This window comes from bacterium, assembly GCA_041648665.1.
Classification (GTDB): Bacteria; UBA10199; UBA10199; order 2-02-FULL-44-16; family JAAZCA01; genus JAFGMW01.
In genome coordinates this window covers 1-20,419 of record JBAZOP010000054.1, presented here as the reverse complement: position 1 = coordinate 20,419, position 20,419 = coordinate 1, and the positions used below count along the sequence as shown (strand labels likewise).

The following is a 20,419-nucleotide window of genomic DNA, read 5'->3' as shown; positions in this document are numbered from 1 at the left end:
GGCCTCGTACGACATGTCGCCGTAGATGCTGTCGTTGCCCGCCATGCCGTCTATGATGTCGTCGCCGTCGTACGCGACTATGCCGTCGTCGCTCTGGGAGCCGAATATGGTGTCATTGTACATGGAGCCGTGGATGTAGACGCCGGAGCGCGCGCCGTAGGGGTAGTTGGGGAAGGTCCCGTCGCTCACCCTGATGAGGTGTGAGCAGTCGATGGTCACGCCGTGGGAAAGCCCGAACGCGGAGATGATCATCGGTTCGCGCCGGACCGTGAGGTCCTGTATCACCCAGTAGCGTTTGGTGCCGTCCTGGTAGGTGACCGTGAGTATTCCGTCGCGGCCGTTGGATTCGAGGGTCAGTGAGGCCATGTCGTCGGTCATCTGGAAGCCGAGCTTGGTCGGCTCGACGATGTCTCCGCTGTTGGGGATCACGACCGTGCCGGCGTATTCGGCTTCAGGGTCGTCGCTCATCCCTGCGCCGTATTCGCCCACGCCGCCGTCGGAGGCGTCGGTGTGCATGTACTCGGGCGGTATGCCGTTCCACTCCGGGGCGAGTTCGGTGGGCTGGTCCCAGTAGCCGGCGCCTTCCGCGCCTTCGATGCTGTATTCGCCCGTGAGCGCGTAGCCTGAGATGGCCGCGGACTCGGCCTTGAGCATGAGCTTTATGCGGTTCAACTCGGCCAGCTGCGCCTCGGTCAGGTAGTCCGCGTACTCGAAGTTTTCTATCTGGTAGAGGGCTGCCTGGATCTTTTCCTGCAGCTCGGTCATGTCCGTGCTTTCGGGCACGTCATAACTGGTGTCGGTCGTGTCGGTCGTGCTGGCTTTGTAGTTGGTGTTAATGTTCGTCATAATCATACCTCGCTGAGTTGTACTCAGGACTAATAGTATGCAAGATCATTGCCAAAAGACCGGGCGACTTGAAGATTATAACTTATTGATATTGCTGTATAAAATGGCGAGACAGATGGCGGTATTCGGGCTGACCCTTAGATTCTGCGGAATTCTGTCCATAACTGGGGAAATGAGTCACCACCGTGGATCTTACAGTCCCTCTAACTCCGAGTCATCGGTGAGCCCGAGATCATCGGCATATTCGCCCATTGCGCTCTCCAGGCCGCCGAACGCCTCGTCAAAGAAGCTGTTCATCTCAGCGTCCAGCTCGCTCTGTTGCCCCGAGAGATCGTCCCAATTTAATTCCGAGAGATCCATGTCATCTTCGCTGGGTACCGCGTAGAGATCGTCTTCCCAATCACCGACGTCTTCGCTCCAGTTCTGGGAAAAGGCGGTGGCGTCGAAATCCGCGTGGGCAGCATTGTTCTTGATGCCTTTGTCGTATTGATTGCCGAAGGCCGCGGTGCCTGAATCCCAGTTGTAATAGTCGTCCGTGGCATATCCCTCGTCGAACGCGCCCACAACCCCTGCGCCGTCTCCGTCCTTGATCACCTGGTCGTCAAGGGTCTGGCCCTCTATCGGGTTGTAGACCCAGCTCTCGCCGCGCCCCTTGCCGTAGAAAAAGCACTTCTGGTTCGGGCGGTCTTCATCCTTATAGCCGTTTTCGATCGTCGGCCTCTCGGGGAAGGTGATCTGGTTGAGGTCGCCGCGCTCGCTGTCCTTGATATAGACGAACGTGGCATCCTTGACGTAGTTGTCGCCGCTGCCCACGATCGCTATGTCGTTGCCGCCCCACGAGTCTATGAAGTTCTTGTACAATCCCTGATCAGCGGTCCTTACCTGCGCATCCTCGGGCAGGTGATCTTTGTCATACTCCGAGAAGTCGTTGGCCCCGCAGGTCGCGATCACGTCGTTGTACTCGGTGCCTGTGATCTTGCCGCGCACGCCGGAGATGAACACGCCCGTGCGGATGGTGCTGAGGGCGACGCCTTTGTCATACAGGTTGTCATCCCCGACCGGCATGTAGCGGTCGTTGCAGTCGCCATAAGAGTAGGCGTCACCGCCGTTCCAGTCAGGCACCGTTGCGTCCACCCATTCACCGTCCTCCACCTTTTCATTTGCATCCCATATATCGGTCGTCCAAGTCTTGTTCTCGAAGAAGCCTATGTTGTCGTTCCAGGAGCGCTTCGCTGATCCGTCATCTGAAGAGGGGCAGTTTCCTATGCCCAGGACGTCGTGCAGATTCTCGACCACGTGGCGGCAGGTCGATTTGAAGGTGCTGCAGTCTATGGCCACGTTCTGGTTGTCGCCGTGCAGCTCAAAGCCCACGGATGAGGCTGCTATCACGAGGACGTCGTTCGAGAGCGTCGTGGTCACCGAGTTGGGCGTGTCGGTCTCGTAGTTGTCCCTCTGGCATCCTGTGATCTGGACCCTGGCTACGACGTCTGTGCCGTTTTCACCTCCATAGTATGTGACGTAGTGGTCATAGACGAGCTGGCTCGGGTCGGAGCCGACACATTCAGCGAGCGGCTCGGACTCAACCACCACGTCCGTTACGGCAACCTGCATCCACTCGGACAGGTCGGGCGGGGTGAGCTGCGTGGCGCCGTCCCACTGGTCGTACAGCTCCATCTTAAACTGGTTGCCGCTCGCATCGTCTGTGAGCGCGTAGTCCGTACCCAAGGGGTTCTCCGGATCTCGTCTCACCCAGAAATAACGTGGGATGTTCATGCTTATCGGGCAGCCGAACTCGTTGGTGTTCGAAAGCGAGGCCTCGTTGAACGTGAGAACGCGGTCGGTCGAGCCCGGGTACGCGTCGGTCATGGGCGGGAAATCCGATGCAAAGAGGCTGTCGCCCGTGGTCAAGCTTGCCTGGTAGTCCGGGTCCGCTATCGGCAGGGTGGTGGGTTTTCCGTTGCAATCCACGTACACGATGGTGCCGTCGGAGTTCTCATGTATATAGATCGAACCCTCCTTGAAGGGCCTGCCGATCCACTTGTCGTTGTTGAGGTCCTGGCAGCAGCGCGCCTCGTCCATGAACGTGGCTGAGCGGTCCGTGGCCAGGTTGCGGCACTGCTCCACCTGCGCCTTGGCTTTGGATGAGGCTGCGTCGATGAGCGCGAGCTTCGCGGTCAGGCTCTTGGCCTCTTCCGCGGTGAGGGTGCCGGAGGCCAGGGATTTCTCGTATTCCTCTTTCAACGTCGCCAGGTCGCTCACTGCCGCGGCATACTTCTTCTCGACTAAGTCCAGGTAATTTATGGCGTTTTCATTGTTCATACAGATCTCTTCGACCGTGGGCGGGAAATTTGCCAGCCACTCTGCGCCTTCGGTGCCGTCAGGGGCCGTATAGGCGCCGTTCTCGATCTCGCCCATCGTGTAGTCGTCCAGGGCGCTGGAGCTGTCGGTGGAGGAGCTGGAGCTGTCCGACTCGTAGACGTCCTCGCTGGAGGTGTCGGTATCGACCGTTTCGGCCTTCCAGCCGTCCTGATCAGAGCCGGATACCGTGCTCGTCTTGAAGTTGTTGATTCCGTTTATAGACATAGTTGCCTCTCTATAGTTCGTCAGGTCCGTTTACCAGATGCCGGCTTCCTCATTTTCCTTCTGTTTTTCGAGGTAGCGTTCCGCCCGATCCCTCTGCAGCCTGCATTCTCCGAGCGTCTCCTCGATCTTGCGCTTGTAGGCCTCCAGCGAGCGGAATTCGCTAGCGCTCATCTGGGACATCATGCTCGGGTGCATGGCCGAGGTAACGGCATCGATCATCTCTTTGAGCACTATCTCCAGCGCCGCGTATCGCGCGACCACGGGTTCCATGGTCATGACCGAGTCCGGGTCGACCGAGAGTATGTCCTCATGAAGATCGGGCACATAGGGCACGTCGCCCACGCTGTCTTCAGGCGCCTTCCAGGAGGCGGCATTATCTCCAACGATGAAGTTGCCCATGAAATCCTGCATTTTCTCATAATAATCGGCCTGCTCCTGCGGAGTATTGGATGCGGCTTCATACATCTCCGCTATCACTCCGCTCGCTATGGCCTTCGGGTTGCCGTCGATCAACGATTTGAAGGAATCTCCGTCCGCCGCCTGATAGGCATCGCCCGACTTCTGGACCTTATCATCAACAGAGAGTTCCTGTGCCTTTGGCACGCCGAATTCTATATGTGACAACTTTTGGGTTATCTTCGTCATATTTTACTCGTCCGACATGTTGAGGTTGAGTTTCTCAAGAAAGCTGATCGCATCTTCGAGCTCCTGCCTTTTCTCCACTATGCCTTTTGCCTCCGAATAACCGTCAAGGAGGCCCATGAGGTCGCGCTTTTTCTTGAGGGAAGCTAGGAGATCGCTCGGATCCGGCGAAACCGGCGTAGAGGGCTTCGCGCCATCGGCCCGAGTATCTGCGTCCTTTGCCGCCGATGCCCGGCCGGCCTCCAGCTCGCGCATGACCTCGAGGATGTCCCGTTCCTTCAGCTGTTCTATTTTCTCTGTGCTCATGATCGATCCTCTCCAGCCCCAAATGAAGGGGTTCCGAAGAGAATATATGCAAAAGGATTGCCAAGACCGATTGACGGCAGAGAAGGGTCAGAATAGCTTTATTTACAAAGAGTTACAAAAGAGGGTGGGGCGATGTCGCATGCCTGGGCAGAGATCAATCGGGGCCGGCAGGAGCGACAGTGGGGTCTTGAATCTCCATGGCTGGAGGGATGGGGAGTGCGGGGTGGTTCAATGGTTATGGGAGAGCTTTGATGCCAGCTGTCTTAACTTTTTGATCTGGGAGAGCAGTCCGTCCATCTCGTCGGTGGCTGATATGGATCTCGTCCGACGCCTGCGCTTTGGGCCCACGATCGCCAGCGCCTGCTGCGTGAGTTTGTCCACCTCGCGGATGATCTCGGCTGAGGACGGCATATGGTGTTTCGGTAAGGCGCTGTCCAGGGAGGCCTTTCTGCGGCGCCGCGACTTTTTGGAGGCAAGGTGCTTTGCGATGATGGATGGGAGAATTTCCAGGGTTTCTTTGGTCTTCACGAGATATTCGCTGGCCCCGCGCTTGATTATCTCTGCGGCCAGCATCTCGTCGCCGCGGCCCGAGATCACGATGATAGGCGTTCCCTCGGCGATCTTGGTGAGCCTTGGGATCGCCTCGGTGATTTGCTCGTCGCGGATGACCGCGCCTGTGAGGATGATGTCGTAGACCGACTGGGAGGAGAACTCTATGCCGTCCTCAATGGTTTCGACCGTGTGGATGATGACCGGCGCAAAGTGCTTGTCCAAGAGTTCGGTCAGGAGTTCGGCATGGTGCACGTTGTCCTCGATGAGGAGGACATAGCACGGCCTGTCCTTGCGCGGCACCTTCTGCGCCATCGTATTGTCCCCTGCCTTAGAGCCCAAGCACCCTGCGCAGGTCAGCTGCCTTGTCCGTGCGCTCCCAGGTGAAGTCCTCTTCGTTGCGCCCGAAGTGGCCTCCCTTGGCGGTGTTGCGATAGATGGGCCTCTTGAGCTTCAGGTGGTTGATGATGCCCGCGGGCTTGAGCGGGAAGATCTCGCGGACCGCCATCAAGAGCTTTTCGTTGTCCACCAGATCAGTGTCAGATCCGTTGACCATTATGGAGACCGGCTCGGCAAAGCCGATCGCGTACGCGAGCTGAACTTCGCAGCGGTCCGCGATGCCTGCGGCCACGATGTTCTTGGCCACATAGCGCGCCATGTATGAGGCGCTGCGATCGACCTTTGAGGGGTCCTTGCCCGAGAATGCGCCGCCACCGTGGCTTCCCACGCCGCCGTATGTGTCCACGATGATCTTGCGGCCCGTGAGCCCGCAGTCGGCGTGTGGGCCTCCCAGCACGAAACGGCCGGTCGGATTGATGAGATAGCGCGTTTTGCTGTTGCAGAGCTCTGCAGGGAGCACGGGCTTGATCACCTTTTCCAGTACCGTCTCCTTCAGCTCTTCGTACGACACGTCGGGCGAATGCTGGGTGGAGCAAACTACGGTGTCGATGTGCACCGGTTTTCCCTCGACGTATCGTATCGTGACCTGGGACTTGCCGTCGGGCCGGAGGAACTTTATCTCGCCTTTCATGCGCATATCGCTCAGCCTGCGGGTGATGCGGTGGGCCAGCGTGATGGGCATGGGCATCATCTCTTCGGTCTGGTTGCAGGCATAGCCGAACATAAGCCCCTGGTCGCCGGCGCCCTGTTCCTTGTACAACCCCTCGCCTTCGGTCACTCCCTGGGAGATGTCCGGCGACTGCTTGTCGATGGAGATCATCACGCCGCAGGTCTCCCAGTCGAAGCCCATGGAGTGGTGATTGTAGCCTATATCTTTTATAGTGCTGCGGACCACCTCAGGGTAGTTGATCTGCGCCTTTGTGGTGATCTCGCCGGCCACAAAGGCGAGGCCGGTGGTGACCATGGTTTCGCAGGCGACCCTGGATTCAGGGTCCTGGGCCAGTGCAGCGTCCAGAACTGCGTCGGAGATCTGGTCGGCGACCTTGTCCGGGTGGCCACGGGTGACTGACTCTGAGGTAAACAGGTGCTCGTGCTTTCTCATCTTGGACTCCTTTTCTAGGGTGTATATTTTGCGAAAAAAGGTTCGTGTCTTATAAGGGGAGGGGGTCAATAAGTCAAGGTCAAAACCGCTCTAACGTTTTGAGATTTCTAAACATTTCGAATCAGCCCCCCTGATCCTCGATGATATGAAGGCGCCTGATATCCCCTGGCAGGAGGTGGCTGGTCTTGCGTTTCAGGTATTTTTCGACCTCGTCGGCCGTGGACTTGGCCAGGGTTTCCTTAAGGGCTTTTACCGATTGTTCCCTGGTTATCGCCCTGAGTATCTTTTTCACGCGCGGGATCGAGACGGGATTCATGGACAGGGAATCGAGCTCCATGCCGACCATGAGCGTTATGGCCAGCGGGTCCCCGGCCAGCTCTCCGCAGATTCCGACATCGATCTTTGCCTTCTTGGCGGCGTCCACGGTTCGCTTGATCATGCGGAGGATGGCGGGGTGATAGGGATTGTACAGGTGCGCGACCTGTTCGTTGATCCTGTCGATGGCCAGCCCGTACTGTATGAGGTCGTTGGTGCCGATGGAAAAGAAGTCGGCTTCGGCTGCGAGCTCGGGGGCCATGAAGACTGCGGAGGGGACCTCGATCATTATGCCCAGGGGCACTTCGTCGTCGAATGGGACGTTTTTGGAGAGCAGCTCCTGCTTCACCTCGGCGACGATCTTCTTGACCCTCAAGAGCTCGTCCACCGAGGAGATCATGGGGATCAGGATCCTGAGCTTGCCGTGAACCGACGAGCGGTAGAGCGCGCGCAGCTGTGTCTTGAAAAGGGGGATCTCGCGGAGGCAGAGGCGTATGGCTCGCAGGCCGAGCGCCGGGTTGGCCTGCACTTCGTAGGCCTGGGATATGGCGAGTTTGTCGCCGCCCAAGTCTATCGTGCGTATGGTGACGGGCTTGGGCGAGAGATTTTCGAGCACGGTGACGTAGTTCTCGAACTGTTCCTCCTCGGACGGCTCTTCGAGCCTGTTGAGGAAGAGGTACTCGGTCCTGTAGAGGCCGATCCCCTCGGCGCCGTGCTGGAGGATCGAGGGTATCTCCTCGACGATCTCCATGTTCGCCTCGATCATCAATCTGAAGCCGTCCTGCGTGATCGCGGGGAGGGTGGTCTCGCGGAGCAGTATCTCTTCCAGGGCTTGGTATTTTTTCCGGATGGAGCGGTACTGCTCCAGCTCCTTTGCGGTCGGCGAGGCGATGAGCATACCCTTGATGCCGTCCAGGATGAGCGTTTCGCCGTCTTCGATGCCGTCGAATATATCGGCCACTCCGAACATGGCAGGGATCTCCAGCGCTCTTGAGATTATCGCGCTGTGCGAGGTCTCGCCGCCGCCCTCCATCACGAAGCCGCCGATCCTCTCTTTCGGGAGGCTGGCGACCTCTGCCGGGCTCAAGTCGTGCACCACCAGTATCGCGTCTTCATGCGGCAGATCGTCGAACGAGAGCTCCGGGCTGCCCACCAGGTTGTCCATCAGCCTGCGGCCGACGTAGTCGATGTCCTGCTGCCTCTCGCGGAAATACTCTTCATTCACGTTCAGGAACGACAGTTTGAGGTGCGCCAGCGTCTTGTCCAGCGCCCACTCCGCGTTGATCTTCGAGTCGCGGATGTGTTTGAGGGTCGTGGCCACCAGCATGTCGTCCTGCAGAAACATCCTGTAGGACTCGATGATCTTGATCTGGTCGTGGCCCTGGAAACGGCACATCTTGGCCTGTATGTGGGTCAGCTGTTCCTTGGCCTTCTGGACGGAAGACTTGAAGCGCTCGACTTCCTGCTCCACGTCCGCGTCTTTGATCCAGGTGCGCGCGAAGGGTGAGCCGCGATGCTCCAGCCTGTACGCGCGGCCTATGACGATGCCGGGCGATGTGGCGTGGGAATGGAATCTGCGGGTCTTCATCCGGTTCAGTTCTCGCCGAACTTGTCGTCAATGAGTCTGCCCAGCGCGTCGAGGGCCTCTGAGGCGTCGCCGCCCCTGGCCGTGATGGCGATCTCGGTGCCTTGGGCCGCGGCCAGCATCAGCACTCCCATGATGCTCTTGCCGTTGACCTCGGCGTCATCCTTGCGCACGAGTATCTCGGACTGAAAGCGGTTGGCGATCTTCACGAACGCCGACGCTGCCCGGGCATGGAGGCCGAGCGTGTTTCTGATGGTGAAGGATTTCACGATGTCGTTGTTCTTGTCTGGCATCTTTTACGCCCCTATGTGTTTCTGGACAGGACTTCGCTGGCTATCACGATGTTGCGCTGTCCGTACTGTTTGATGAACTGCGCCGTGTCCGCAAATTTTGCGTTTGGTTTGAGATTGGCGAGCTTGATGAGCATCGGCATGTTGAACCCCGAGATCACCTCGGTCTTCTCGGGGTCGAGAAACGAGAGACAGACGTTCGACGGCGTGCCGCCGAACATGTCGGTGAGGATCAGCACGCCTTCCCCCTGGTCGACTCCGTGGATTGCGTCTGCAATCTGCTTGCGGATCGAATCAGGAGGGTCGTTTGAATTCACAGATACGCCGCGCATGTGCCTTGCGTCCGGTATGATCCTCTGCGTTGCGTTCACCATCTCGCAGCCGATGTTGTTGTGGGACACGACGACAACCCCTATCATTATTTCCCTCTTTCTATTCGAGCTTTCCCAACAGCTGGTGCTCTCTCTCCTGGTTGGACAGTATCTCCGCCGACAGCCTCTCCTGAAATGCCTTCGCAGAGTGATAGCCGCCCAGTTTGAGCAGATGGTTTCTCGCTGCGACCTCGATGATCGCAGAGAGGTTTCTGCCCGGCCTGACCGGGATCTGGATGAGAGGGACCCTGACGTCCAGTATGGTGTAACGGTGTTCCTCAAGGCCAAGGCGATCGTATTCGATGTCAGGATTCCAGTCCATGAGTTCGATCACCATTTCGACGACTTTTCGGTCGCGTACCGCCGAGATTCCGAACAGGTCGCGTATGTTGATGATGCCGAGTCCTCTGATCTCCATGTGAAACTTGATTATCTCCGAACCGGTGCCGTAGAGCGTCGATGGCGGTCGCTTGCGCACGTTGACGATGTCGTCCGCCACCAGCCTGTGCCCGCGGAGCACGAGGTCGAGTGCGCACTCGCTCTTTCCGATGCCGCTTTTACCGACGAGGAGAATGCCGACTCCGAAGACGTCGAGTAGGACTCCGTGGATGCAGGTGTTGGCCGCGAGGCTCTCCTCGAGAAAACGCGTGGCCCTGTTGACGAACGTAGAGGTGACGAGCTTGGTCTTCATGAGCGGGATGTTCCGCTCCTGACACATCTTCAACATAGCCTTGGGCGGTTCGGAGTTTCTTGTGAGCACGATGCAGGCGATATCCACGGAGCCGATCGCTTCCATTACTTCGCGCTGTTTCGTCGCATCGAGCGAGCTTATGTAGTTGATCTCGGTCTTGCCCAGGACCTGAATGCGTCCCGGATGGAGGTTGGAGACGTCGCCGGTGAGGGCGAGCCCTGGTTTCTGTATGCAGGGGATGGCTATCTTCTTGTCGAGGCCCTGCTGTCCGGTGAGGAGCTCGATGTGGAGCCTGTGTTCGGTCTCCTTGATGAGCTTTATGACCGGGATGTTGAGCATCAGAACCTCTCGTCTTCCGCGGATATGGCCTTGTAAATATCGCCGGCGTCGGTGGCCTTTATGAGCTTGTCGCGGAAGTCGGCGTCCTTCAAGAGTCTGGAGAGCCTTGCCAGGGCCTTGAGATGCTGACCGGCGGCTGACTCCGGGGCCAGGAGCACGAAGAAGATGTGCGTGGGCTTCCCGTCGTGAGCGTCGAAATCGATGCCTTCACGCGACAGCCCGAATGCGATTATGATTTTCTCGATGCCCGGGACCTTGCCGTGCGGTATTGCGATGCCGTCCTGGATGCCGGTGCTCCCGAGCCGTTCGCGCTCCATGAGTATTTCGGCGACACGGTCCGCGGAGAGGCCGCTCTCGACAGAGGCGATTTTCTCCGCCAGCTCCCCGATGACTTCGGGTTTTGTCTTGGCTGATAGGTTGGGCCAGACCAGCTCGGGCCTCAGTATATCGATTAGGCGCATATCGCTTTGCCTTTTAAAATCAATAATTTAGATTGATAGCCTCTATCGCAAGGGGGATTAAAAAGCAAGCCTGAAAATGGGCGCTGCAGAGGCCTTTGGAATCAGGGTTTATGGTCCTTTATTTTCTCTCTGTCGCGGCTGATCTGCTTTCTGATCTTGTCCACGGCCCCGTCGATGGATGTGTACATATCGTTTGACGTATCGACGCCGACGAAGCGGTTGCCTTTGACGTGGAGGGTGATCTCCGCGACGTGGCGCGCGCCTTCGACTTTGAAGATGAAGTGGGCGGCCGCGGGTTTCACGAGGAACTTGTTGAGCCTGTCGAGCTTGTCCAGCGCGTGCGACTTGAGCGCATCAGTGGCTTCCGTGTTCCTGAAGGTGAATGTGGTCTCTATCTCGTTGATCATAATATTCCCTTTCGCAAGGTTGTCATTCCGTCCTTTTTCTTCTGGAGGAGGGGAGTATCCCCAGGTTCTCTCTGTACTTTGCGACCGTGCGCCTGGCAATGTCCACGTTGAGGGCCTTGAGCTTCTCGGCGATGTCCTGGTCCGACAACGGGCTTTTGGGGTCCTCGTCTCCGATGACCTTCTTCACCATGAGCTTCACCGCCTCTGATGCGACGCCGCCTCCCTCGAGCTGGTTGATCCCGCTGTTGAAGAAGAACTTGAGTTCGAAGATGCCGCGCGGCGTGTGCATGAACTTGTTCGTGGTGACGCGGCTTATGGTCGACTCGTGCATCTCGATGTCGTCCGCGACGTCCTTGAGCACAAGGGGCTTGAGCTGCATGAATCCCTCGTCGAAGAACTCGCGCTGATATTTGACTATGCTGGACGCGACCTTGAAGAGGGTCTGCTGCCTCTGGTGGATGCTCTTTATGAGCCATGCGGCCGCGCGCATGCGGCCCTGAATGTACTCCTTGGTCTTATCGCCGACGTCGGAACCTCGCATCAACGCCCTGCGGTAAAAGTCGCTGACCCTGAGCTTCGGCAGGCCGTCCTCGTTGAGGGTGACGACGTAATTCTCGCCGACCTTGCTCACATAGACGTCCGGCGTGATGTACTGCGGAGATTCCCCTCCAAACGGGCGGCCCGGTTTGGGCTCGAGGTTCGATATCAGGTGCGCCGCCGCCTTCACCTGATCCAGCGTGACGTCCAGTTTCTTGGCGATGGCCTGGTAATTGTGCTTCTCGAGATCGTCCATGTGGTCTTCGATCAGGCGGGTGACGACGCCGGCCTCGTCGCCGATCTGCTTCACCTGCAAAAGCAGGCATTCCCGGATGTCTCTCGCAGCGACGCCGCTCGGGTCCAGCTGCTGGACTTTGGAGAGCGCCGCCTCGACATCCTCCGGCCGGCACTGCGCCTTTTGGGCGATCTCCGCCACGCTGGACTGCAGATATCCGTCGTCGTTGATGTTGCCGACAATCTCGGTGGCTATCTTCAATTCGTCCGGCGGCATGTTGGAGAGGTGGAGCTGCCAGATGAGGTGGTCCTGCAGGGATTCGGTCTGTTTGAGCACGTTTTCGAAGGTGGTAGTTTCCTCGCCCCTGGACTCGCGCTCGATATTGTAGCCGGGCGCGTTGTACGTCTCTAGGTAGTTTTCCCAGTCGAAGTCCGCGGGTTCCTTCATCGTTCCGTCGGTGTTGCCGACCTCGTCGACGGAATGATCGTGACCGTGGTCCTCGTCTTTCGCCTGCTCGTGTTTTTCTGCAGGAGACTGCTCTTCGGCGTCCGGCTCGGTCTGCGCGGAATCCAGATCTTCGAGGACGGGGTTTTCCAACATTTCAGTCTGGACGAGTTCCGCAAGCTCCATACGGGAAAGCTGAAGCAGTTTGATGGCCTGCTGAAGCTGCGGGGTTACCACGAGTTGCTGGGTAAGTTTTACACTTTGTTTGAGCTCTAGGGCCATAACCGATGCCGTTTTCGTGAGCGGCGCTGATGACGTCCTGCACTGTGTTTGTGAACGATTACGTTCTTGAGAATATGATAAGGCCCGATAGCCGAAAAGTCAATCATCCGCAGGCGGAGTTAACGTGCAGATATCTTTGAGGATTGAATATCGATAGCGAAGAGAACTGAGAAAAAGGAATTGTCAAGAGTTTGAAGCCGATTTTTTCTTGGCGCCGTCTTGGTCAGCCTCCGCTCTCACCGGTGCGGCGGCGTCTTTCTGCATCTCCCATTTTCTGCGCTTCGCCATGGCTGCGGATGCCTCTATGAAGCTTACGAACAGGGGATGGGGAGTCATGGGCCTTGATTTGAATTCGGGATGGAATTGGCAGCCGACGAACCACGGATGCGAGTCGAGCTCGACGATCTCGACGAGGCCTGTCTTCTTGTCCGTGCCGACTATCCGCAGTCCGTTCTGGGTGAGCTTCTCGGAGTAGTCGGAATTGAACTCGTAGCGATGGCGGTGGCGTTCGCTTATCTCGCGATCTTCGTATGCGGAGTGCGACTTCGAGCTCTTCTCGAGCATGCAGTCGTATGCGCCGAGCCTCATCGTGCCGCCCATGCTGTGCACCGCCTTCTGCTCCTCCATCAGGCTGATGACGGGGTCGGAGGTGTTGGGATCGAATTCGAGGCTGTTCGCCTTCGCGAGCCCGCAGACGTGCCGCGCGAATTCCACGACCGCGAGCTGCATGCCGAGGCATATGCCGTAGAACGGGATCTTCTTTTCGCGGGCGTATCTGATGGCTTCTATCTTTCCCTCCACGCCGCGCTCTCCGAAGCCTCCGGGGACGAGTATGCCGTCCACGCTGTCCAGGACCTTGAGGCCCTCTTCGTTCTCCAGCTCCTCGGCGTCTATGTATTTGAGGTTGACCCTGGTCTTCGTGCGATAGCCGCCGTGCATCAGCGCCTCGTTGAGGCTCTTGTAGGAATCGGTGAGGTCCACGTATTTGCCGACGATGCCGATCGTCACTTCGGACTCGGGGTTCTTGATCGTGTCGACGAGGTCGTTCCAGGAGGACAGGTCGGGCGTCTTGGTCCAGATGTTCAGTATTTCGACGATCTTCTCGTCGAGGCCCTCGCGGTGGAACATCAGAGGCACCTCATAGATGTGCTCCGCGTCGCGCGCCGCGAAGACGCACTCGACAGGGAGGTTGCAGAAGAGGGAGATCTTGGAGCGGATCTCCTTCGAGAGTGCCTGCTCGGTGCGGCAGAGCAGTATGTCGGGCTGGATGCCGATCTCGCGGAGTTTCTGCACGCTGTGCTGCGTCGGCTTGGTCTTCAGCTCGCCGGAGGCGGAGAGGTACGGTATCAGGGTGAGGTGCACGTAGAGGACGTTTTCACGGCCCGCATCGAACTTGAACTGCCTGATCGCTTCGAGGAACGGCAGGCTTTCGATGTCGCCCACCGTGCCGCCGATCTCCACCAAAACCAGGTCCACGCCGGTCGAGACCTTCATTATGGCGGCCTTTATCTCGTCGGTTATGTGCGGGATGACCTGTATGGTGCGGCCCAGATAGTCGCCGCGGCGTTCCTTTTGTATGACCGAGTCGTAGATCTTGCCGGTGGTGAAGTTGTTCACCTTCGCCATCCGAGCCTTGGTGAAACGCTCGTAGTGGCCGAGGTCGAGATCGGTCTCAGCGCCGTCGTCGGTCACGAAGACTTCGCCGTGCTGAAAGGGGCTCATCGTCCCGGGGTCTACGTTTATGTAGGGATCGAATTTCTGAAGGGTGATGGAGAGGCCTCTGCTCTCGAGTATCGCACCGATCGACGATGATGCGATGCCTTTGCCGAGGCCTGAAACGACTCCGCCTGTGATGAAGATGAATTTAGTTTTGGGAGCCATGCAATAGATCCGAGTTGCCGTGGAGTATATGGAGCGGCAGATTGCCTGTCAACCTTTCAACCTTAAGGAAATTTGCGTTCTGATCTCCTGTGGATATTATTTTCATTAACGTCGAAAGGGGAAGGAAAAAAATTCGCAAAAAAAAACGGGGTGGCCGAAGCCATCCCGTTTTCAAATGTGCGCATCTTGAGCGATCAGCGCTTCGAATACTGCGGACGCTTGCGCGCCTTGCGGCAACCGACCTTGCGGCGTTCCTTTTCTCGCGCATCGCGGGTGAGGAGGCCCTCGACCTTCAGCGGTTTTCTGAGATCGGAGTTCATGTCAATGAGGGCCCTGGAGATACCGTGCCTCGTGGCTCCAGCCTGGCCGGCTATCCCGCCGCCGCATACGTTGACGTCGGCGTCGAACTTGCCCTGGGTGCCGGTGAGCTCGAAGGGCTTATTGACCGCAAGCTGCAGGGTGATCCTCGTGAAAAATTCGTTCACCGGCTTGCCGTTGACGGTTATGGTGCCGCCGCCCGGGCTGAGCCTCACGCGCGCTATCGACGTCTTGCGCTTTCCGGTCGCAATGAACTCAGTGCGTTTCTTTGCGTGGCCTTGGGTTTCCTGCGCTGTCTCTTTCATGATGACCTTTTCTTTATAGTTGGATTTCAGTCGGCCCCTGCGATGCGTGGGGATGCTCTGTGCCGGGATATATCTTGAGCTTCTTGATGAGCTGCCTCGAGAGGGTGTTCTTGGGCAGCATGCCCCAGACCGCATCGTAGAGCACGCGGTCAGGGTGCTTCTCGAGCTGCTTCTCGGCAGTGATGGACTTCATGCCGCCGAAGTAGCCGGAGTGGGTGTAATATTTCTTTTCGCTCGGCTTTGCACCGGTGAAACGAAGCTTGGCGGCGTTTAGCACCACGACGAAATCGCCGGTGTCAACGTGAGGGGTGTAGGTTACCCTGTGTTTGCCCCTCAGGATGTCCGCGATCCTGCTGGCCACGCGGCCCACGACCTTGTCCTTCACGTCCACTATCACCCAGCCGCGCTTGGCGGTCTGTGGGGTTTCCAGTTTTGTCTTCTGACGTTCCATGTCTCGTCCGCGTGTCTAACTAGTTGAATTTAATAAAGAAAAATATATCTCAATCAAGAGGTGCGCAACTTATAGGAAAACCCGCTATAAAGTCAAGGGATTTCCCTGGAAAAGCAGGGGTTACGCGACCGGACTTAGCTCCCTCAACCTCTTGATTATCGGGGGCATATGCAGGAGCACGCTCTCTATGTCCTCATCTGTGTTGTAGCGGGATAGGGAGAAGCGGATCGAGCCGTGCGCCCTCTCGAACGGCACGCCCATGGCCAGCATCACGTGCGACGGATCGAGGCTGCCGGAGGTGCAGGCGGAGCCGGAGGAGGCGCAGATGTTGTGCTCGTTGAGCAGCAGGAGGATCGCCTCGCCCTCGACCGATTCAAAGCCCAGGTTTGTGGTGTTGGGCAGGCGATTCGATACGTCGCCGTGGATGTGGACCCTGGGAATTCTTTCGATGAGGCCTTTCTCAAGCCTGTCGCGAAGCTTTGCCATCCTCTCGCAATCTTCTTTCATGTGAAGCATCGCCAGCTCGCAGGCCTTCCCCAGGCCTACGATCGAGGCCACGTTTTCAGTGCCCCCCCTTCGGTTGCGCTCCTGGTGTCCTCCCATGATGAGCGGCGAGAATTTCGTGCCCCTCCTGATATAGAGCACGCCCACGCCCTTGGGCGCGTGCAGCTTGTGGCCCGAGATGGCGAGATATGCGATCGGCATGTTTTTCAGATCGCAGGGGATCTTTCCTGCTGCTTGGACTGCGTCGGTGTGCAGAGGCACCTTTCGCTCGGCGCAGATCCCGGATATCTCCTTGATCGGGAATATCACGCCTGTCTCGTTGTTCGCCCACATCGCGGAGACGATCGCGGTCCCGTCGTCTATGGAATCCTTGAGCTCGTCCAAATCGAGCCTGCCCTGATTGTCGACTGAGAGGTATACGACGCTGTGCCCGTGTCCTTCCATGTGTTTGGCGAGATTCAGGACGGCGGGGTGTTCGACCTTGGTGGTGATGATGCGCTTTTTTTCAGGGGAGGCAGCCAGCGCCGAGAGGATCGCGGCGTTGTCGCTTTCTGTGCCGCCGCTCGTGAACACGATTTCGTCCGGGTTCGCCGCGCCGAGGAGCTGCGCGACATGTTCTCTCGCGCGCTCGATGTGTCGCGCCACCTGGCCGCCGAACGTGTGCATGCTCGACGGGTTGCCCCACATCTCCGTGAGGAAGGGGAGCATCGCGTCTATCACCTCAGGCGCCACTCGCGTGGTGGCGTTGTTGTCCAGGTACACAGTCTTCACGAGCGCACCTCCTCGACCCTGATGGCGGGGGAAACCTCCCTGTGTATCTCCTTCTCGATGAACTGCCTCATGGTGTAGTTGGCCGAAGGGCAGCCGTCGCACGCGCCCTTGAGCCTCACATAGACCACATTCTGGTCCACGTCCACGAGCTCGATGTCGCCGCCGTCCTGCTTGAGGGCAGGGCGGATGCGGTCTTGTATGAGCTGTTCGATGATGTGAATCTTCTCCAGGTTCGTGAGCGCGATGCCCTTGGCCTTCTGCTGTTCTGAGATCTCCGCTTGAGTGGGCGAGGCCGCGGCCTTGGACCTGACGTCATCCAGTATTTGTTGGATCTTCTCGTGGCAGAGGCCGCATCCGCCGCCGGCTTTGGTGTAGTGGGTGACCTCGTCGATGGTCCTGAGGTTGTTCTCTATCGCTACCTTCCTGATCTGCTGCTCGGTCACGCCGTAGCACTTGCAGATGACCTGGCCTTCGAGGGTGCGCGTCTTGGTCCCCTCGCCGCGATAGTCGGCGATTGCAGCCGCGAGCGCCTCGCGGCCCATCACCGAGCAGTGCATCTTCTCCTCGGGGAGGCCGCCCAGGTATTCGGCTATGTGCTTGTTGGTTATCTTTTCAGCCTCCTCGATGGTCTTGCCCATGATCATCTCGGTGAGGGCGGAACTGGAGGCGATCGCGGAGGCGCAGCCGAACGTCTTGAATTTCGCGTCAGCGATGCGGCCGTCCGCACCGAGCTTGAACGTGAGCCTCAGCATGTCGCCGCACGCGAGCGAGCCCACTTCGCCTGCGCCGTCGGGATCCTCTATCTCCCCGACGTTGCGGGGATGCAGGAAGTGATCGATCACCTTTTCCGTGTAGTTCCACATCTTGTCGCCTCTCTATCTGAGTCGGTCGAGCAGGGGAGAGACATTCTCCCCGTGACTCTTGATGCATTCGCTGCAGACGTCCTTCTGCATGGGGGCGCCGCATCTCTCGCATCGTGAAAGCTGCTCCACGACGTTGTCTATCTGTCCTATGCTCTGTTTGAGTTTCTCTATCTTTTCTTCGAACTCAGATCTCCTCGACAGCAGGGCCTGCCGCAGTTCCTCGAGGGATTCCTTTGAGATCGACCGTTTCGGCGCCACGAGCGCCCGGATCTCCTCGAGCGACATGCCCAGATCCTTGAATCGAACGATGAGCATGATGAGTTCTTTGTCCTGGTCTGTATAGAGCCTGAATCCCCCCTCGGTCCTGGATGGCCTGATCAGTCCGAGCTCCTCGTAATAGCGGATAGACCTCGCGGAGAGGCCCAGGGACTTTGCAAGGTCGCCCACATGATATGTAGATAGCTTGCTATCCATAGGAATAACTTATACAACCTTTACGTTCACGTCAAGGTTTAGGAGAAGAAAATCAGAGGGTGGGAGAATTATGGCTGGACTTGATTGGGGTTTTATTAAAGTGATGCTTAAACTTTACGAGCATATTCCGGCAAATTTTGGGCAATTTTTGTCGAGAATATATCTATCATCGCCTGGGTGTAGCGGAGCACATTCGGCACATAAGCCTGTGTTTCTTTGAACGGTGGGATCTTGTTGCCGTGCTTTTCCACGTTGTGTTCGCCCGCATTATATCCTGCCAGGGCGAGCTCGACGTTGCCGTCAAAGCGGTCGAGCAGCCAGCGGAGGTACTTTGTGCCGCCGTCGATGTTCTCGGCCGGGTTGAAGGAATTTTTTACGCCAAAGCGCTTTGCCGTGCCCGGCATCAACTGCATGAGGCCTTTGGCGCCTGCGTGGGATACTGCCTTGGGATTGCCGCCTGATTCCTGGATTATGACTCCGCAGATGAGCTCGACAGGCACGTTGTGACGCCTTGCAGCCTGCTCTATGAAGGGCGCGAGTTTGGCAAGGCGCTCGGCGTGTTTCATGGTGATATGACCTGCAGATGCAAGGCGTTGCGGGGGCTGGTGTCTCCTTGCGCCCATGGTTTTTTTGACAGGATGTGAAGGGTTTTTCTCGGTGTTTGCCGTGTTCTTAGGCTTCTCATCGTTGCTCTTTGCGATCTTATCCAGGCGCTTCTTGAATTCCTGGCTATCGTGGGCCTTGGCCTTGCCCTGTTCGACGAAGCGGCTGAATCGCTCGATAAGGCCTTTGTCTTTGACTGGTACGGTCATATTCCCTGTACACCCATTATAATGTAAGAGCAAAGAGGCACAAAAGTCCTCAATACTATTATCGGACAAGCAGACACCCGAAGTTGCTTCCAGTTATAAAAGCGATAAAAACAGCGAATTATTCTGCGATATCAGATGGTTGTGGTATAGGTTTTTCTTCTTCCATCGTGCCGGGCTGCGGGGCGGCTGCAGGCGGCTGAGCCGGTCCGGCCCCCTCGGGGGGTGTGATATAGAAGAAGCGCTGTTCCTTGATCTCGCGCTTCGCATTCTTATCCCTCAGGGTTATCGTCACAGTGTATCGGCCGGGGAGCGAACTGTCGGGGAGCGCCACGTTGTTTTCAAAGCGTATCAACCCTCCTTTGTCGGTCTTCTGCTTGACGTCGTTTATGTTCTCCAATTTGAGCCCGAGCGATCCGTCAGGATAGCGGATGTCCACATCCTCCTGTATCCAGACTTCGCCTTCGACGACCTTGTATCCGCCGACGCTGAAGACCATGAAGAGTGCCTCGCCGGGCTGGAATATGGAGGGTTTCCTGATGGCGGTCGCGTTGCCGGCGGCGAACGCGAAGTCCTTCATTCCGAAGCTTGCGTCTCTTACTTCTTCCACGGTCTGTGCGCCGCTCCTGATGTCTATGGCCGGCAGAAAGTTCACCTCGAAATCGGCGTGCAGAAAGCTCTGACGATTCATAAGGCCGGCATAGATGAAGACGGCCGTCATAAGGACCATAATGCAGAGCGCGATGGCTCCGTGCCATTCGCGGGACGCCTTCACCACGAGTGAGCCTGCGGCTGCGTCGCCCGGCCTCTGTTTCCTCACGTTCATGAGACTCGTGAAAAAGCCCCATGGGGTGATGTCGAAGGGCAGCCAGACATTTCTCACCACGGCCGTCGATAGCGAAGCGACTGTGCCATCCTCGTGGCAGACCATCAGCCCCATGATCCATTTGCCTACGGAGGTATGGACGAGCCACTCCGGCAGGGTGAAATAGGCCAATACAATATGAGGGGCGAGAACGACGAGGATCATGCTCATGATGGGCTGGCGCGGCGAGAGCAGGAGCGCGTACCCGAAGACGAGGGCGCCGAGGAACACGAGGTCGATCGCGAACGCGATGGCGCGGCGGCTGGTGCTCGCCAAGAGGTCCATGGAGAGTGCGAAACGGCGGGGCGGTCTCGCGAACGTGCGTATGACGAGGGTGCCTGCCGCCATGTCTCCGAGCCTGCGATGCCATTGGGTCCATTCCATGCATGCGATCGGGATCAGTATGGGAGAGAGCAGAAGATCCAGGGGGAGTAAAAGTGTTCTCAGTATGGCCGAACCGATTGTCAGGGGCGAGCCGTCGCTCTTCCTGACGGTCAGGTGGCAGGCCAGCTTTCCTATGCTCCCGCCGAACGCGAATTCGAAGATGACGAACCACAGGAGCGCTATGAACAGGAAGATGCCGTGGAAGATGAGTCCGTTGAGGCCGACGGCAGGCACGGGGCCGGCGGCGCTCCCGATGGCGATGAGCCTGAATGGGATCGAGAATAGCCAGTAGATGACGTAGAGGAGACTCGCGTCTATGAGAAAGGCCGCGAAGCGATCCTTGAGATCGGCTATGGTCGGCGCGCCGGCGTCGATATCCGTGTCAGGTTCCGCCTTCGCCCCCCCGCGTT

21 protein-coding genes are annotated in these 20,419 nt (G+C 57.8%); all 21 read right to left on the bottom strand.

The annotated features are described in order from the left end of the window. On the bottom strand, positions 1–846 hold an 846-nt coding region (locus WC683_14035), incomplete at its 3' end, for a hypothetical protein (GenBank protein MFA4973726.1). Between the two features lie 192 nt (positions 847–1,038). Beyond that, the gene (locus tag WC683_14030; protein MFA4973725.1) at positions 1,039–3,429 is read right to left on the bottom strand and encodes a hypothetical protein; all 2,391 of its coding nucleotides are present in this window, start codon (positions 3,427–3,429) and stop codon (positions 1,039–1,041) included. A gap of 30 nt (positions 3,430–3,459) precedes the next feature. Continuing rightward, positions 3,460–4,074, bottom strand: coding sequence for a hypothetical protein (locus WC683_14025; protein MFA4973724.1), 615 nt, complete (start codon positions 4,072–4,074; stop codon positions 3,460–3,462). Between the two features lie 3 nt (positions 4,075–4,077). Then, positions 4,078–4,377 (bottom strand): hypothetical protein, encoded by a 300-nt coding sequence (locus WC683_14020; GenBank protein MFA4973723.1) that lies wholly within the window; start codon positions 4,375–4,377, stop codon positions 4,078–4,080. A 228-nt stretch (positions 4,378–4,605) separates the two neighbouring features. Then, the gene (locus WC683_14015) at positions 4,606–5,241 is read right to left on the bottom strand and encodes a response regulator (GenBank protein ID MFA4973722.1); all 636 of its coding nucleotides are present in this window, start codon (positions 5,239–5,241) and stop codon (positions 4,606–4,608) included. 16 nt (positions 5,242–5,257) lie between these two features. Beyond that, entirely contained in the window at positions 5,258–6,427 is a 1,170-nt protein-coding gene (gene metK, locus WC683_14010; protein MFA4973721.1) for a methionine adenosyltransferase, read from the bottom strand. 121 nt (positions 6,428–6,548) lie between these two features. Beyond that, entirely contained in the window at positions 6,549–8,330 is a 1,782-nt protein-coding gene (gene ptsP, locus WC683_14005; GenBank protein ID MFA4973720.1) for a phosphoenolpyruvate--protein phosphotransferase, read from the bottom strand. 5 nt (positions 8,331–8,335) lie between these two features. Next, complete coding sequence (locus WC683_14000) at positions 8,336–8,620, bottom strand: HPr family phosphocarrier protein (protein MFA4973719.1); 285 nt, start codon at positions 8,618–8,620, stop codon at positions 8,336–8,338. 11 nt (positions 8,621–8,631) lie between these two features. Next, positions 8,632–9,036: a PTS fructose transporter subunit IIA gene (locus WC683_13995; protein ID MFA4973718.1), complete on the bottom strand. Its 405-nt coding sequence runs from the start codon at positions 9,034–9,036 to the stop codon at positions 8,632–8,634. 13 nt (positions 9,037–9,049) lie between these two features. After that, complete coding sequence (gene hprK, locus WC683_13990; protein MFA4973717.1) at positions 9,050–10,018, bottom strand: HPr(Ser) kinase/phosphatase; 969 nt, start codon at positions 10,016–10,018, stop codon at positions 9,050–9,052. Continuing rightward, entirely contained in the window at positions 10,018–10,479 is a 462-nt protein-coding gene (locus tag WC683_13985; GenBank protein MFA4973716.1) for a PTS sugar transporter subunit IIA, read from the bottom strand. Before WC683_13985 ends, hprK begins: the two co-directional genes overlap by 1 nt. Positions 10,480–10,580: 101 nt before the next feature. Continuing rightward, complete coding sequence (gene raiA, locus WC683_13980; GenBank protein ID MFA4973715.1) at positions 10,581–10,886, bottom strand: ribosome-associated translation inhibitor RaiA; 306 nt, start codon at positions 10,884–10,886, stop codon at positions 10,581–10,583. 22 nt (positions 10,887–10,908) lie between these two features. Beyond that, a complete protein-coding gene (gene rpoN, locus WC683_13975) occupies positions 10,909–12,384 on the bottom strand; it encodes an RNA polymerase factor sigma-54 (protein MFA4973714.1) in 1,476 nt (491 codons plus the stop codon). A gap of 183 nt (positions 12,385–12,567) precedes the next feature. Continuing rightward, positions 12,568–14,265 carry a CTP synthase gene (locus WC683_13970; GenBank protein MFA4973713.1) on the bottom strand — a complete coding sequence of 566 codons (1,698 nt, stop codon included), beginning with the start codon at positions 14,263–14,265 and terminating at the stop codon, positions 12,568–12,570. Between the two features lie 194 nt (positions 14,266–14,459). Then, positions 14,460–14,888, bottom strand: coding sequence for a 30S ribosomal protein S9 (gene rpsI / locus WC683_13965; GenBank protein ID MFA4973712.1), 429 nt, complete (start codon positions 14,886–14,888; stop codon positions 14,460–14,462). 13 nt (positions 14,889–14,901) lie between these two features. Then, positions 14,902–15,339, bottom strand: a complete 438-nt coding sequence (gene rplM, locus WC683_13960) for a 50S ribosomal protein L13 (GenBank protein ID MFA4973711.1) — start codon at positions 15,337–15,339, stop codon at positions 14,902–14,904. A gap of 120 nt (positions 15,340–15,459) precedes the next feature. Beyond that, entirely contained in the window at positions 15,460–16,614 is a 1,155-nt protein-coding gene (gene nifS, locus WC683_13955) for a cysteine desulfurase NifS (protein MFA4973710.1), read from the bottom strand. Beyond that, the gene (gene nifU, locus WC683_13950; GenBank protein MFA4973709.1) at positions 16,611–17,477 is read right to left on the bottom strand and encodes a Fe-S cluster assembly protein NifU; all 867 of its coding nucleotides are present in this window, start codon (positions 17,475–17,477) and stop codon (positions 16,611–16,613) included. The genes nifS and nifU overlap by 4 nt, the downstream gene beginning before the upstream one ends. A 12-nt stretch (positions 17,478–17,489) precedes the next feature. Beyond that, positions 17,490–17,951, bottom strand: a complete 462-nt coding sequence (locus tag WC683_13945) for a MerR family transcriptional regulator (protein ID MFA4973708.1) — start codon at positions 17,949–17,951, stop codon at positions 17,490–17,492. Positions 17,952–18,058: 107 nt separating this feature from the next. Continuing rightward, positions 18,059–18,832 carry a lytic transglycosylase domain-containing protein gene (locus WC683_13940; GenBank protein MFA4973707.1) on the bottom strand — a complete coding sequence of 258 codons (774 nt, stop codon included), beginning with the start codon at positions 18,830–18,832 and terminating at the stop codon, positions 18,059–18,061. A 49-nt stretch (positions 18,833–18,881) separates the two neighbouring features. Further along, positions 18,882–20,419 (bottom strand): RDD family protein (locus tag WC683_13935; GenBank protein ID MFA4973706.1); only part of this gene is annotated, 1,538 nt, incomplete at its 5' end.